The organism is Streptomyces sp. NPDC006393, from assembly GCF_040628575.1.
Classification (GTDB): domain Bacteria; phylum Actinomycetota; class Actinomycetes; order Streptomycetales; family Streptomycetaceae; genus Streptomyces.
The window spans coordinates 45,594-59,190 of record NZ_JBEXZD010000009.1 but is presented as its reverse complement, the minus strand read 5'-3'; the positions used below and the strand labels follow the sequence as shown (position 1 = coordinate 59,190).

12 protein-coding genes and 2 tRNA genes are annotated in these 13,597 nt (G+C 71.9%); 5 read left to right on the top strand and 9 right to left on the bottom strand.

Features of this window, described 5'->3' with window-relative positions:
• The first annotated feature begins 110 nt into the window (after positions 1-110).
• On the top strand, positions 111-572 hold the full coding sequence (locus ABZ484_RS06775) for a DUF3592 domain-containing protein (protein ID WP_358864863.1): 462 nt from the start codon (positions 111-113) through the stop codon (positions 570-572).
• A 58-nt stretch (positions 573-630) separates the two neighbouring features.
• On the opposite strand, the gene ABZ484_RS06770 is transcribed toward ABZ484_RS06775, so the two are convergent.
• The 5 genes from ABZ484_RS06770 to ehuB form a co-directional block, all read right to left on the bottom strand.
• Positions 631-704: transfer RNA gene (locus ABZ484_RS06770), tRNA-Lys, on the bottom strand.
• Positions 705-848: 144 nt separating this feature from the next.
• Positions 849-1,673 (bottom strand): ectoine/hydroxyectoine ABC transporter ATP-binding protein EhuA, encoded by an 825-nt coding sequence (ehuA, locus tag ABZ484_RS06765; protein WP_358864796.1) that lies wholly within the window; start codon positions 1,671-1,673, stop codon positions 849-851.
• Entirely contained in the window at positions 1,663-2,307 is a 645-nt protein-coding gene (ehuD, locus tag ABZ484_RS06760) for an ectoine/hydroxyectoine ABC transporter permease subunit EhuD (protein WP_358864795.1), read from the bottom strand. Before ehuD ends, ehuA begins: the two co-directional genes overlap by 11 nt.
• The gene (gene ehuC, locus ABZ484_RS06755) at positions 2,304-3,047 is read right to left on the bottom strand and encodes an ectoine/hydroxyectoine ABC transporter permease subunit EhuC (RefSeq protein ID WP_358864794.1); all 744 of its coding nucleotides are present in this window, start codon (positions 3,045-3,047) and stop codon (positions 2,304-2,306) included. Before ehuC ends, ehuD begins: the two co-directional genes overlap by 4 nt.
• A 15-nt stretch (positions 3,048-3,062) precedes the next feature.
• Entirely contained in the window at positions 3,063-3,959 is an 897-nt protein-coding gene (gene ehuB, locus ABZ484_RS06750; RefSeq protein WP_358864793.1) for an ectoine/hydroxyectoine ABC transporter substrate-binding protein EhuB, read from the bottom strand.
• Positions 3,960-4,279: 320 nt separating this feature from the next.
• On the opposite strand from ehuB, the gene ABZ484_RS06745 reads away from it, so the two are divergent.
• From ABZ484_RS06745 to ABZ484_RS06735, 3 genes are all read left to right on the top strand, one after another.
• Positions 4,280-5,008 carry a decarboxylase gene (locus ABZ484_RS06745; RefSeq protein WP_358864792.1) on the top strand — a complete coding sequence of 243 codons (729 nt, stop codon included), beginning with the start codon at positions 4,280-4,282 and terminating at the stop codon, positions 5,006-5,008.
• A gap of 234 nt (positions 5,009-5,242) precedes the next feature.
• Positions 5,243-6,397: a glutathione-independent formaldehyde dehydrogenase gene (locus tag ABZ484_RS06740; RefSeq protein ID WP_358864791.1), complete on the top strand. Its 1,155-nt coding sequence runs from the start codon at positions 5,243-5,245 to the stop codon at positions 6,395-6,397.
• Positions 6,398-6,486: 89 nt separating this feature from the next.
• Positions 6,487-7,575: an LLM class flavin-dependent oxidoreductase gene (locus tag ABZ484_RS06735; protein WP_358864862.1), complete on the top strand. Its 1,089-nt coding sequence runs from the start codon at positions 6,487-6,489 to the stop codon at positions 7,573-7,575.
• 46 nt (positions 7,576-7,621) lie between these two features.
• Here ABZ484_RS06735 and ABZ484_RS06730 read toward each other — a convergent pair whose 3' ends face one another.
• Positions 7,622-9,457 (bottom strand): EAL domain-containing protein, encoded by a 1,836-nt coding sequence (locus tag ABZ484_RS06730; protein ID WP_358864861.1) that lies wholly within the window; start codon positions 9,455-9,457, stop codon positions 7,622-7,624.
• A gap of 959 nt (positions 9,458-10,416) precedes the next feature.
• Between ABZ484_RS06730 and ABZ484_RS06725 the strand changes: the two genes are divergently transcribed.
• Entirely contained in the window at positions 10,417-11,775 is a 1,359-nt protein-coding gene (locus tag ABZ484_RS06725) for a M6 family metalloprotease domain-containing protein (protein ID WP_358864790.1), read from the top strand.
• 337 nt (positions 11,776-12,112) lie between these two features.
• Here the strand turns inward: ABZ484_RS06725 and ABZ484_RS06720 are convergent.
• From ABZ484_RS06720 to ABZ484_RS06710, 3 genes are all read right to left on the bottom strand, one after another.
• Positions 12,113-12,186: transfer RNA gene (locus ABZ484_RS06720), tRNA-Lys, on the bottom strand.
• Positions 12,177-12,857 carry a bifunctional DNA primase/polymerase gene (locus ABZ484_RS06715; protein WP_358864789.1) on the bottom strand — a complete coding sequence of 227 codons (681 nt, stop codon included), beginning with the start codon at positions 12,855-12,857 and terminating at the stop codon, positions 12,177-12,179. Before ABZ484_RS06715 ends, ABZ484_RS06720 begins: the two co-directional genes overlap by 10 nt.
• Positions 12,858-13,062: 205 nt before the next feature.
• Positions 13,063-13,434: a hypothetical protein gene (locus ABZ484_RS06710; RefSeq protein ID WP_358864788.1), complete on the bottom strand. Its 372-nt coding sequence runs from the start codon at positions 13,432-13,434 to the stop codon at positions 13,063-13,065.
• Positions 13,435-13,597 lie beyond the last annotated feature (163 nt).

Below are 13,597 nucleotides of genomic sequence, written 5' to 3'. Positions count from 1 at the left end.
GAGCATCGCCTGAGCCACGGGCGCGGCCGGCGTGGGTAGCGTCTCTCCCACGCCGGCCGATCGCGGCCGCACGGGGGTCGGGGGGCTTCATGGGGGCGTTGTCCCATGTCATGCAGGCGCTGTTCTACGTCGTGCCGACGCTCATGATCGGCGGGGCGGTGTTCCTCCTGGTCCGGATCTCCGGCCGCTCGCGCGAGGTGCGCGGCGCCTGGAACAGCGGACTCACGGCCGAGGCGCGGTGCCTGCGGACGTACCAGACCCACGGCACGGCCGTTGACGGGCACGGTCGCCCGACGCTGCACCACGTGTACGAGTTCACGACCCGAGAGGGCCGCGCCGTCCGGTTCACGGAGAGTGGCGGGCCGGCGACGACGGTCGAGGGCGACATCGTCGCCGTGCACTACACGGCCGAGCGTCCGGAGCGGGCGACGGCCCACGCCCCGGCCCCCGGCAGGCTGGCGGCGGGCCAGGGTTGCGCGTACGCCTTCCTCGGCGTCTTCATCGCCTTCTGCCTCGTCTTCATGGCCGTTGCCCATCTGGTCTTCTCGGCGGTGGACGAAGTCATGCCGTAGCCGGTTCGCGCCGGGCATGCGAAAGGCCCCCCGCTTTCGCGAGGGGCCTTTCGGCTCGTGCGCCGCCAGGGACTCGAACCCCGGACCCGCTGATTAAGAGTCAGCTGCTCTAACCAACTGAGCTAGCGGCGCATGACTCTCGCCCTCCGCTTCACGCGGCCGGCGACGAAGAAAATACTACCTGGTCCCGAGGGGTGCTCGTGACCACCCCGGGGCGGGCGGACCGGTATGGACGCGCGGGCCGCGCCGGCCGCACCGGTCCGGCGCACGCCCAGGTCACAGCACCGCGCTGAGGAACTCCCGGGTGCGCTCGTGCTCCGGCTCGCCGAAGATCTTGTCCGGCGGACCGGACTCGATCACCCGGCCGGAGTCGAACATCATCACCTGGTCGGAGATGTCGCGGGCGAAGTTCATCTCATGGGTGACGCAGAGCAGCGTGATGTCGGTGGTGTGCGCGATCTCCCTCAGAAGATCGAGCACACCGGCGACCAGCTCGGGGTCCAGCGCCGAGGTCACCTCGTCCAGCAGCAGGATCTCCGGCCGCATGGCGAGCGCCCGCGCGATCGCCACCCGTTGCTGCTGGCCACCGGAGAGCTGGGACGGGTGCGCCCCGACCTTGTCGGCGAGCCCGACCAGGTCCAGGAGCTCGCGCGCCCGCTGCTCGGCCTCCTCGCGGCTCAGCCCGAGCACGTTGACGGGCGCCTCCGTGATGTTCCGCAGCACTGTCATGTTCGGGAAGAGGTTGAACTGCTGGAAGACCATGCCGATCTTCTTGCGGATCCGCCGCAGGTGCTTGTCGTCGGCCGGTTTCAGCCGACCGTCCGGACCGGGCATGTGGGACAGTGGTTGGCTGTCCACCCAGATCACGCCGTCGCTGACGCGCTCCAGGGTCATCAGCAGCCGCAGGATGGTCGTCTTGCCCGAGCCGCTCGGCCCGATCAGAGTCACGTGCTCGCCGCGCCGGACGGTGAAGTCCAGCTCGTCGAGCACGACGTGGTCACCGAAGCGCTTGACCACATGGTCGAAGCGCACCAGGTCGGAGGGTGCCTGCGGCACCACCGCTTCCGCCGGGCTCGTCTTCTGCAGGGGATCAGTGGCCAAGGCGCCTCTCCAGCTTTCTCATCAGGAGCGAGGTCGGATAGCTAGCCGCCAGGAAGATCAGTCCCGCCAGGGTGAACGTCTCGGCGTACACGAAGTGGGTGGCCCCGTACTCCCGGGCCTGGGAGACCATCTCCGACACCGTGATCACGGCCAGGAACGGGGTCTCCTTGAACATGGAGATGCCGTAGTTGCCCAGCGCCGGCAGCACGTTGCGCACGGCCTGCGGCAGCACCACCGCCTGCCAGGTGCGCCGCGTCGACATCGACAGCGCCCGGCAGGCCTCCCACTGCCCCTTCGGCACGGCGTCGATGCCCGCCCGGTACACCTCCGACAGGTACGAGGCGTAGTGGATGCCGAGCACCGCGATGCCGATGACCAGCGGCTCGACCGTGTGGAAGATCGCGTAGGCGCCGACCAGCTGCACCAGCATCGGCGTGGACCGCACGAACTCGGTGACGGCCCGCACGGGCACCGTGACCAGCCGGGTCGGGGCACGCCCCAGCACGGCGACGACCAGTCCCAGCACGGCGGCCAGCAGGATACCGAGGACGGTGGCCAGCAGTGTGGTCTCGAAACCCTTCAGCAGCAGGGGCAGCGCGTCCCCCATCGCGCCCCAGTCCCACTGGTAGTTCACCGGGCACCTCCCGCCAGTTCGGACCTGCGCGGCGACTCGGCGCTCCGCGTGCGCAGCAGGGAGCGGGCGTCGCTGCGCAGGCCGAGCCGGGCCTTCGCGTGCCGCTCCACGGCGTTCATCAGCAGGGTCAGGGCGTAGGCGAGGACGAAGTACAGCACCAGGAGCGTCAGATAGGCCCACGTCGTCTCGCCGGTGCGGGTCCGCATCTGCTGCACCACCGTGGTCAGGTCGGCCGCCTGGATCAGCCACAGCAGCGGGGTGCACTTGACCAGCTGGATCAGCAGGTTCGTGAACGGTGGGATCATCTGCACCCACGCCTGCGGCAGGATCACCCGGCGCATCCGTTGCAGCGGCGTCATGTTCAGTGCGACCGCCGCCTCCCACTGTGCCTTCGGTACGGCGTTCAGCGCGCCGCGCACCACCTCGGAGCCGTAGGCGCCGTAGTTCATGCCGAAGGCCAGCACCCCGCAGAACAGCGGGGTGAGCTGGTACTGGAAGAGCAGCGGGAAGGCGTAGAAGAACCAGAACAGCTGGACGTACAGGGAGGTGCCGCGGAAGAACTCCACGATCACCCGGGACACGCCCCGCACCAGCACGGACCGGCTGCCCGCCATGAAGCCGAACACGAAGGACAGCGCGAGCGCGACGGCCGCGCCGAGCACCGTGGCCTCCAGCGTCACCGCCAGTCCGGACCACACCTGGGAGAGGTGGCCGAAGAAGTAGGAGTAGAAGTCACCCATGGGCAGGCGTCCCCGTCAGCCCTTGCAGAGGTCGGCGGTCTTGAGGTTCGCCGGCGGGATGGTCTCCTTGCCGAAGCCGTACTGCCCGATGAGCTTCGCATAGCGGGCCTCGTCGGAGGTGATCTTCTTCAGCTGCTCGTTGAAGGCGTCCCGCAGCTCCTCGTTGCCCTTGCGGAAGACGGCGCCGCCCGGGCTGTACTGCTTCTTGCCGTCGACCTCCGGGATGAACGGCTGGGTGACCTCCAGCCCGCTGTTGGTCTTGGCCAGCCAGTTCAGCGAGATGCTGGTGAGCAGGAAGGCGTCGATCCGGCCGGCCTTGACCGCGTCCGCGCCGTCCTGCGGGCTCTGCAGCGTCTTGATGCTGCCGGCGGAGATCCCGGCGCCGGTGGCGTAGTCCTTCTCGACCGCGCCGGACATCACGCCGATGGTCGCCCCGGCCTTCTTCGCCGCCGCCAGGTCGGTCAGCTTCTTCGGATCGCCCTTCTTCACCATCATCGCGGTCGGCGAGATGAACTCCGGCTCGGAGAACAGCGCCTTCGCGCAGCGGTCCGGGATGATCGCCATACCGGCGCTGATCACGTCGTACTTGCCGGCCTGCAGCCCCGGTATCAGGCCGTCCCACTCGGAGAAGGTCGGGCGCAGCTCGGGCACGCCGAGCGCCTTGAAGATCTCCCGGTGCAGCGTGGGCGCCTCGCCCTTGAGCTGGCCGTTCTCCTTGTAGCCGTAGGGTGCCTCGTTGGCGTAGGCCACCTTCACATAGCCCTGCTTCTTCAGCTGGGCCAGCTTCCCGCTGCCGTCACCGCCGTCCGTCTTGCTGCACGCGCTGAGGAGTCCGGGGACGGTGAGCAGTCCGCCGACGGCCGCGGTTCTGGTGAGGAAGCCCCTGCGGGACAGGTTCGGGAACTCGGTCATGGACGCGCAACCTCCAGGGAGCCTTGCCGGACGGGCCACATGCAGCCAGTGGGGGCCCCTTCCCGACTCACGGGAACTATGCGGGCCTGCCGTCGGACGTGATGGAACGGTGACGTGAGCGAGATGCTTCCGTTTCGCGACGCCGACGAGCGGAGGCGAAAGCCTCACCGCGCATCCCGGTCGTCCCGGCCGACCAGGTCACCAGGTGCAACGGTGTCGCGACAGCTGGGTACCCGAGCGGTGGAACCTGCCAGGCGCTGCCGGACGACTCGGCGGGCGCCGTGCCCGTACTGCCCCCAAGAACAGCGGAAAGGCTGGTCATGACCGCACTCGGAGTCCTCTACCCGGGCCACTTCGCCGACGACGACTATCCACGCATCGAGCAACTCCTGGGCAGTGACATTCGGGTGGACCTGGTGCACGTCGGCTGCGAGGACGCCTACCGGGCGGCGGCGGTGCGCGAGGCGGTCCCGGCCGAGCGGCTGACGCGGAAGGTCGAGGGGCTGCGGCTGGCCGGCGCGGAGGCGGTGGTGTGGGCGAGCACCAGCGGCGGCTTCGGGCCGGGCCGGCACGACGCCCACACGCAGGTGCGCACCCTCGCCCGCGCCGCCGGCATGCCGGCCTCCTCCACCTCCTTCGGCTTCGTGCACGCGGTGCGGGAGATCGGCGCACGGCGTGTCGCGGTCGCGTCGCCGTACCCCGAGGACGTGACCGCCCTGTTCGTGGACTTCCTGCGGGCCGGTGGCGTCGAGGTGGTCGCCGAGCACAGCGGCGGTGCCGCCACCGCGGCCGAGGTGGCCGGCTGGGGCGAGCCGGAGGTGCTGGCCCTGGCAGGAGCCGTGGACACCACCGGGGCCGGGGCGCTGCTCCTGCCGGACACGGCCCTGCACACCGTCTCCCACATCCCGGCCCTGGAGGAGCGGCTCGGCAAACCGGTGCTCACCGCGAACCAGGTGACCGTGTGGGAGGGGCTGAGGCTCACCGACCGCCGGGTCAACGCGCCCGACCTGGGCGCGCTGTTCATGCGGGAGCCGATCGTCCAGGTGTGAGGCCGCCCGGGTATGTCCGAGTGTGTTCGGGTAGGCCGGGCGCGGTTGCGGCCCCCGTCGCGGGGGCGTTACCTGGAAGTGTCCGGCGGTGCAGCGAGAACGCCCCGGGGCCCACGGCAGCACCCGGCGGCCCGGTCGGCCCGGCCTGTGTGTCCCCGCCCCTGTGTGTCCCCGTCCCCGGCAGCGGCCCGTCGTCGCCGTCGGCGGCCAGCGTCCGACGCGGAGGTGACCCAGGTGAAAGCCGTCGTCTATGAGAAGCCCTACAACGTGGTGGTGCGAGAGGTCGACGACCCGCGGATCCAGCACCCCAACGATGTGATCGTCCGGGTCACGTCCTCCGCGATCTGCGGCTCGGACCTGCACATGTACGAGGGCCGCACGGCCGCGGAGCCGGGCATCGTCTTCGGGCACGAGAACCTCGGCATCGTCGAGGAGGTCGGCAGCGGTGTGACCTCCCTGTCCGAGGGCGACCGGGTCGTGATGCCGTTCAACGTCGCGTGCGGGTTCTGCAAGAACTGCCTCGCGGAAAAGACCGGGTTCTGCCTGACGGTCAACCCCGGCTTCGCCGGCGGAGCCTACGGATACGTGGCGATGGGCCCCTTCCTCGGGGGCCAGGCGGAGCGGGTGCGCGTGCCCTACGCCGACTTCAACTGCCTGAAGCTGCCGCCCGGGGAGGAGCACGAGACGGACTTCGTGCTGCTCGCGGACATCTTCCCGACCGGCTACCACGGCTGTGAACTTGCCCAGGTCTCGCCGGGTGAGTCCGTGGCCGTCTTCGGTGCCGGTCCGGTGGGGCTGATGGCCGCCTACTCGGCGCTGCTGCGCGGTGCGGCCAAGGTGTTCTCGGTGGACCGGGTGCCCGAGCGGCTCGCCAAGGCCGAGGAGATCGGGGCCATCCCCATCGACTTCACCAAGGGCGACCCGGCCCAGCAGATCAAGGAGCAGACGGGCGGCGAGGGCACCGACAAGGGCGTGGACGCCGTCGGCTACCAGGCCCAGTCGCACAAGGACGTCGGCCACGAGGAGCCCGCCGTCGTCCTGAACACGCTCGTGGAGACGGTACGGCCCACCGGCATGCTCGGCGTGCCCGGCCTGTACGTCCCCTCCGACCCGGGTGGCCCCGACGAGCACGCCAGGCACGGCCAGCTGCTGGTCTCCATCGGCCGGATGTTCGAGAAGGGCCAGCAGATGGGCACCGGCCAGTGCAACGTCAAGCGGTACAACCGCCAGCTGCGCGACCTGATCATCGCCGGGCGGGCCAAGCCCAGCTTCGTGGTCTCCCACGAGCTGCCGCTGGAACAGGCGCCCCAGGCGTACGAGAAGTTCGACAAGCGGATCGAGGGCTACACGAAGGTGGTCCTGCACCCGGGCCACGTGCTCGCGGCCTGAGAGACGGGTGAGGGAATAAGCGGAGAGCGTCTCCTGTTAACGCCGCGCAGGCAGGACAGCGCACGGCACACACAGGAGGCGCCCCCGTGTTGGCGAACGAGATCCGCGGCGAAGCCCACGGCACCGCACCCGTACCCCTCTCCGTACTGGACCTGGTGACCGTCGGAGCGGGCCGCACCGCCACCGACGCGCTGCGCACCAGTGTCGCGATGTCCCGCATCGCCGAGGCCAGGGGCTACCACCGCTACTGGGTCGCCGAGCACCACTCCATGCCGGGCGTCGCCTCCTCCTCACCGGCCGTGATCCTCGCCCACCTCGCCGCCCACACCGAGCGCATCCGCCTCGGCTCGGGCGGCGTCATGCTGCCCAACCACGCCCCGCTGGTCATCGCCGAGCAGTTCGGCACCCTGGAGGCCATGGCCCCCGGCCGGATCGACCTCGGCCTCGGCCGGGCCCCCGGCACCGACGGCGCCACCGCCGCCGCCCTGCGCCGCACCGACCACCTGAACGAGGGCGCCGACGACTTCCCCCAGCAGCTCGCCGAACTCACCCGCTTCCTCGACGACGACTTCCCCGACGGCCACCCCTACCGCCGCATCCACGCCGTCCCCGGCCCGGTCCAGGCCACCTCCCCGGGCGGCGTGCAGTCCCCGCACCGGCCGCCGATCTGGCTGCTCGGCTCCTCCGGCTTCAGCGCCCGCCTGGCCGGCATGCTCGGCCTGCCGTTCGCCTTCGCCCACCACTTCTCCGCGCAGAACACCGTCCCGGCCCTGGACCTGTACCGCGAGTCGTTCCGGCCCAGCTCGGTGCTCGACGCCCCCTACGCCCTGATCGGCGTCGCCGCCCTCGCCACCGACGAGGAGCGGGAAGCCCGCCGTCAGGTGCGGGCCGCCGCCCTGAACATGGTCCGGCTGCGCACCGGCCGGCCCGGCCTCGTCCCCACCCCGGAGGAGGCCGAGGCCTACGAATTCAGCCCGATGGAGGAGGAGTTCATCGCCTCCTGGACGGCCAACGTCATCCACGGCACACCCGACGAGGTCCGCTCCGGCCTCGACGACCTCCGCAAGCGCACCGACGCCGACGAGCTGATGATCACGAGCAACGCCCACAGCGGGGACGTGCGCCTGCGCAGCTACGAACTCATCGCGGACGCCTACGGGTTGCCCGGCGCAGCCTAGGGGCTCGCTGCCGGAGCGCGGACCCGCTGTCGGAGGGTGGACGCCGCTACCGGCGTCCGCAGGCGTGGCCGTCGAGGAGTTCGGAGATGCGGTCCGGCGGCACCGGCCGGGAGTACAGCCAGCCCTGCCCGGTGTCGCAGCCGATGCGACGCAGCCGGCTGGCCTGGTCGGAGGTCTCCACACACTCGGCGGTGACCGTCAGCCCCAGCCGGTGGGCCAGCTGGATCATCGCCTCCACGATCACCTCGTCGGCGGGGCTCGGCCGGTTCACCGCGGCCTCCCGCGTCCGCGCCCGCCGGGCCTCCGCCTGCCTGGCCTCCACCTTCCGGGGCTCCGTCTGCCGGGCCTCCACCTCCCGGGTCTCCGCCTCCCGCGCCTGTCGTTCCTCGTACTGGAAACCGCGGACGAAGGACCCGTCCAGCTTCAGCGCCGACACCGGCAGCCGGCTGAGGTAGGCGAGGTTGGAGTAGCCGGTGCCGAAGTCGTCGATGGCGATGTGCACGCCCATGTCGCTCAGGGCTCGCAGTGCCTGGAGCGGCCGTCCGGCCGAGCCCATCACCGCCGACTCGGTCAGCTCCAACTGGAGCAGATGCGGCGCCAGTCCGGTCTCCGCCAGCACCCGGGCCACGTCCGCGACCAGGTCGGAGTCCCACACCTGGCGGACCGCCACGTTGACGCTGACGAAGATCGGCGGCTCGTCCGGGTGGTCCAGCTGCCAGCGCCGGGCCTGGCGGCAGGCGGTGGCCAGGATCCAGCGGCCGAGCGGCACGATCGAGCCGTCCTCCTCCGCCAGTGTGATGAACCGATTCGGCGTCAGCACACCGAACTGCGGGTGGCGCCAGCGCACCAGCGCCTCGACCCCGCGCAGCCGCCCGTCGTCCATGCCGACCAGCGGCTGGTACTCCAGCGTGAACTCGCCCCGCTCGACGGCCGCGCGCAGCGTGGACACCAGCGCCTGACGGGTCATGCGGTGAGCGTTGCGCTCGGGGTCGAACAGGGTCCAGCGCGCCCTGCCGTCCGCCTTCGCCCAGTACAGGGTGGTGTCGGCCGCCTGCATCAGGGCGGTGGCCGAGGTCCCGGCCGTCCGTCGCTCGACCACGCCGATCGACGCCGACACCGACAGCCGTCTGCCGGAGATCTCGAACGGCTCCTGAAGCGCCGTCAGCACCGACTCGGCGAGGCCGGCGAGTTGCTCGGTGCCGGTGGAGTCCTCGACGAGCAGCGCGAACTCGTCGCCGCCCAGCCGGGCCACCAGCGGGGCGCCGGCCTGGCCGTGCGCGGCCGCGTCGGCGCAGCTCGTCAGCCGCTGGGCCACGGCCGCGAGCAGCCGGTCGCCGACGCGGTGGCCGAGGGTGTCGTTGACCGCCTTGAAGCCGTCGAGGTCCAGGTAGCACAGGCCGATCCGGCCGGTCCCGCCGCGCTCCTCGTCGTACGACCGAGCCGGCGCCGTCGGCTCCGCCTCCAGTGCGGCCGACAGGCGCTCGAAGAACAGCGTGCGGTTGGGCAGCCGGGTCACCGGGTCGTGCATCCGCACATGCCGCAGCCGGGCCTGGAGTTCGCGCCGGGCGCTGACGTCGGCGATGGACAGCAGCACGCCGGGCGGTCCGGTAGGTCCTGGTGGGCTCTCGGGCGGCAGGGGGGCGACCGTGACCTGGACCCACAGGGAGCGGCCGTCGGCGTGTTTGAGGCGGCGGGTGCAGCGCAGCCGGGCCTGCCGGCCGCGCAGGACCTCGCGGTAGGCGTGCCAGGTGCGGGCGTCGGAGGCCAGGTCGACCAGGTCGGCGGCGGCCTGCCCGGCGAGTTCGCCGGGCCCGGTGCCGAGCAGCGCGCCGAAGGTGTCGTTGGCGCTGACGACCAGGCCATCGCCGTCGAGGACCGCCATCGCGAGGGGAGCGGCGTCGAAGACCGAGCGGAAGGGCTGGCCGGAGGGGGCGGGGTGGGGGCTCTGCGAAGGGCGGGCGTCCTGCGCGGATCGGTGGTCCGGCGAGGGGCGGGCGTCCTGCGCGAGTCGGTGGTCCGGCGAGGGGCGGGCGTCCTGCGGGAGTCGGGGGTCCTGCGGGGACTCGGCCAAGTCGGTGAATTCGAGCGGCGTGGAGGCCGGTTCCGCCATCGGAGTGAGGCCGGGGGCGCGGAGGGGACCCGGCGGGGGCGTCGGCACGGGCGCCGGAGCCGGGTCGGAGGGGCCGGTCAGACCGGCCGGGGAGGGCACGGAGGGGTCGGTCCCGGGCGGCGCGGGAGGGGCCGGGGAGGTGGCCGCGACGGCCCCCTCGTCGGCGGCGGCCACGCGCGGCCCGGTACCGGACGGCTTCGTAACATCACTCTGTGTGACTTTCGGCCGGATGAGGTCTGCCGCGGGCGTCGGCCCCTCGGACGTTCCGCTCACCGCTCGCTCCCGCAGTGCACTCGGTCTTCGTATCGGTCTCGTCGGGTGGCCGGCCGGGTGACGCACGGCCGCCGGGCCCGTGTCCGCGCAGGAAGTGCCAGGAAAGTGTGCCGATCATAGATGCCGGCGCCTGACCCGTTCCAGCCACTTGCCGGTCCTGCCGCGCGGCGGGTCCTTCTGCCAGATCGTTTCTGCTCGCGCCTGGACGGGTTCTTCTGACGGCCGACCACTTGTGACGTTCCGTGAGCGGTTCGGGGGTGTCGCCTTCCGGATCCGCCACGGCCGCGAACGCCGTACCGCCCCCGGCCGCGAACACCGGTCAGGCGACGGCCTCGTGCCGCGCGAACTCGTGCCACTCACCCTTCCCTCACCCTTCCGGTGCAGACAAACAAGGCGTACACCTACAAACTCCCACAGGCTGGGTGCGGTGTCCCCGCGAACCGCACCCGGAGGTCCCTGTGCCGCGTCAGCTCCCTTTGAAGGCGCTCAGCCGTGACGCCGTCAAAGCGCTGACCGGGACGGCGGCGCGGCCCCGACTGCGCAGCACGGCGGCCGTGTTCAGCGTCCTGTCCGCGGTCGCCGCCACCTCCATCCTGAGCGGTCCCTCGGTCGCCGAGCCCTTCTCGCCGGCGCCCTGCGAGCTGCGGCGGACCGACGCGCACCACTCCGAGGGGGTGGACACCTGGAACGCCGCCTACGCCCGGCCCACCAAGCCGATCGACGCCGTGATGGTCTTCCTGTCCTTCCCCGACTCGACCCCGCTCACCACCCCGGCCGAACTCGCCGCCGACCACTTCCCGGCCACCACCCAGTTCTACGCACGGGCGTCCTACGGCCGGTTCGCGCTGCGCCCGCATCCGCTGAAGCGCTGGATCCGGATGCCCCGGCCGTCCACCGCGTACGCCATGCACCGCGACTGGAACCCCGCCGACCGGGCCGCCTACCTGCGTGACGCCCTCGCGGCCGCCGACAAGCAGGTGGACTTCTCGCGGTACCAGGTCGTCTACTTCGTCGCCGATCCGGACGCGCCGGGCGTCGACTCGGACGCCACGAAGGTCGTCAACCTCGACACCCCGCTGCGGGCCGACCACACGGACATCCGGCGGGTGGTGACGGTGTTCGAACGCCACCCCCCGGACCGGCTGGTGCTCGCCCACGAGACCGGGCACGTCTTCGACCTGCCGGACCTGTACCACCGGCCCTCGGACGACAAGGGCGACTGGGACACCTATGTGGGCGACTGGGACCTGATGGGCAGCCAGTTCGCGCTCTCCCCGGACCTGTTCGCCTGGCACAAGTGGAAACTCGGCTGGCTGAACCCCCGTCAGGTGGCGTGTGTGCGGGGAACCGGGCCGACCCGGCTGACACTGGAACCGGTGGAGGTGGGCCCGGCGGGCGGGGACGTGCCGGATGAGCAGTCGCCGGCGACGGGTGCCGCCGGGCCGCCGATGTTCGGGCTGGGCGGCGGCACCAAGCTCGCGGTGGTGCGGACCGGGAGCGACAGCGCGCTGGCGTTCGAAGTGCGGGAGTCGATCGGGAGCGACGTCGCCGGGTGCCGGGAGGGGGTGCTGGTGTACCGGGTGCGCAGCGGTACGGAGTCGGGCGGCGGCCCCGTGCAGGTGATCGACGCCCATCCGCACACCTCGGCTTGCTCGGGGAGCTCCGTCTACCCGCCGCTCGCGGACGCGCCCATCGGCGTGGGGGAGAGCTTCACGGTGCCGCGCGACGGTGTCCGTGTGGAGGTGGAGGACCGTACGCCCTCGGGCGCGTACACGGTCAAGATCACACCCGGCTACCCCACGGCCCAACCAGGCTGACCCCACGAGGGCGCGGCGCGGAGTGGGCATAGGCCGAGGACGGCACGAAGGGAGCGGCCCAGGGGCGAAGCGACGCAGAGGTGGGGGGACGACGCAGGGTTGCGGGGACGATGCAGAGGTGCGGGGACGACGCAGGGTTGCGGGGACGACGCAGGGTTGCGGGGACGATGCAGAGGTGCGGGGACGACGCAGAGGTGCCGGAGTGACGTAGGGGTGCGGGAGCGACGCAGGGGGGTGTGGGTGGCGAAGCCCCCACAACGCGCGGCGAAGCCGCGCAAAAACAACGATGGCGAGGCCGGTTCGCGCTTTCCGCGAACACGCCTCGCCATCGCCATCGTGCGCCGCCAGGGACTCGAACCCCGGACCCGCTGATTAAGAGTCAGCTGCTCTAACCAACTGAGCTAGCGGCGCCTGCTGACGTCGTAGACATTAGCATCCTGGTCGGCGGGAGGAAAAATCGAAATCCGTACGGCCGCGCGGGCCGCCCGTACGGCCGCCCAGAGCAGGATCTCCGGGCCGGGCAGCCACGGGTGGCGGGCGTCCGGGGCGACCAGCCAGCGGGACGCGGACCGCATGAGCCCGGGGCCGCCGACCGGGGCCGGCACGGTCACCGCGTCACCGTTGCCGTGGCACAGCAAGGGGGGTACGCCGCCGGCGCGCCCGGAACCGTCCTGACGGGCCCGGGACCCCCACTCCTCCCACTCCAGCAGCGACGGCAGCCGCTGCGCGGTGCCCGGGGCGGCGAACAGCAGCATCCGCCCCCGGTGGACGGCCACCGGGCCCGTCCCCGGGCCCTCCTCCCACAGCCGGTCCAGCATCCGGCGGCCGAAGATCGCCGGGGCGCTGACCACGTCGAATGCGGCGCCGCAGGGCAGCACGACCGGCGCGTCCGGCCGCTCCCGCCAGAACGCGAGCGTGCTGCGCGGATACGGGCCCGCCGAGGCGAGCCAGGCCGCGCCGTCCGCGGTGACACCGACGGCGTCGGAGGTGCCGGAGGTGCCGGAGGCGTCGAAGGCGTCGGAACGGCGGCCTGCCGCGAGGTCGAGGCGGTCGGCGAGCGGTTGCTTCCCTGTGCGGCTCATGTGGATACGTCTACCGACCGTGAGGGGAACCTTTCCCAGGGTTGCCGGAAACCGGGACAGAAGGGAGAGGCGGGGAGTATCTTGCCCACCTGGCATATGCCGATGCAGTCGGGCGGGGGAGCGTCCAGGGGGCGGAAACGTCGTCGTACGGCGGCGGACATGTCGCCGGACGGCGGCGGACATGTCGCCGGACGGCGGCGAAGCGTCAGACGGGGTCGGCCGGATTGGCGTGCAGCCCCTCGGCTCCGCGCAGCAGGTCCCGCCCGAACTCGACCATCTTCTTGGCGTAGTCCTCGGTCCACTCCGCGCGCTGGGCGATGTCCGCCGGGCTCAGCCGGTCGAACCGCCGCGGGTCGGCGAGCTGCGCCGCCGCGATCGCCTGGAACTCCACGGCACGGTCGGCCGCCGCGCGGAAGGCGAGCGTCAGCTCGGTCGCCCGCGCCAGCAGCGCCCGGGGGTCCTCGATCGACTCCAGGTCGAAGAAGTGCTCGGGGTCGGCGGCGGCCTCGGCGGGCTCGAAGATCAGGGGCGCGGGGCGTAGCCGCGGCTCGTTCCGACGCGGCTCGGGCTCCGCCATCGTGTGTCCTCCTCGTACGGTTCGGATCGGTGCCACCTCTGCGGGGGCCACCCTCCATTGTCCCGCGCCCACGCAAGGGGGCGGTCGCCGAAGGGCACCTGCCCGTCCCGGGGACCACGCGGGACCCCGCGGACCGGACCGAGGCAGTTACTACCCACCCCGG

Excerpts from the sequence above, each read along its gene's own strand:
- ABZ484_RS06715 (WP_358864789.1), bottom strand. The coding sequence starts at position 12,857 with ATGAGCCGCACAGGGAAGCAACCGCTCGCCGACCGCCTCGACCTCGCG.
- ABZ484_RS06710 (WP_358864788.1), bottom strand. The coding sequence starts at position 13,434 with ATGGCGGAGCCCGAGCCGCGTCGGAACGAGCCGCGGCTACGCCCCGCG.
- ehuC (WP_358864794.1), bottom strand. The coding sequence starts at position 3,047 with ATGGGTGACTTCTACTCCTACTTCTTCGGCCACCTCTCCCAGGTGTGG.
- ABZ484_RS06745 (WP_358864792.1), top strand. The coding sequence starts at position 4,280 with ATGACCGCACTCGGAGTCCTCTACCCGGGCCACTTCGCCGACGACGAC.
- ABZ484_RS06730 (WP_358864861.1), bottom strand. The coding sequence starts at position 9,457 with ATGGCGGTCCTCGACGGCGATGGCCTGGTCGTCAGCGCCAACGACACC.
- ABZ484_RS06775 (WP_358864863.1), top strand. The coding sequence starts at position 111 with ATGCAGGCGCTGTTCTACGTCGTGCCGACGCTCATGATCGGCGGGGCG.
- ehuB (WP_358864793.1), bottom strand. The coding sequence starts at position 3,959 with ATGACCGAGTTCCCGAACCTGTCCCGCAGGGGCTTCCTCACCAGAACC.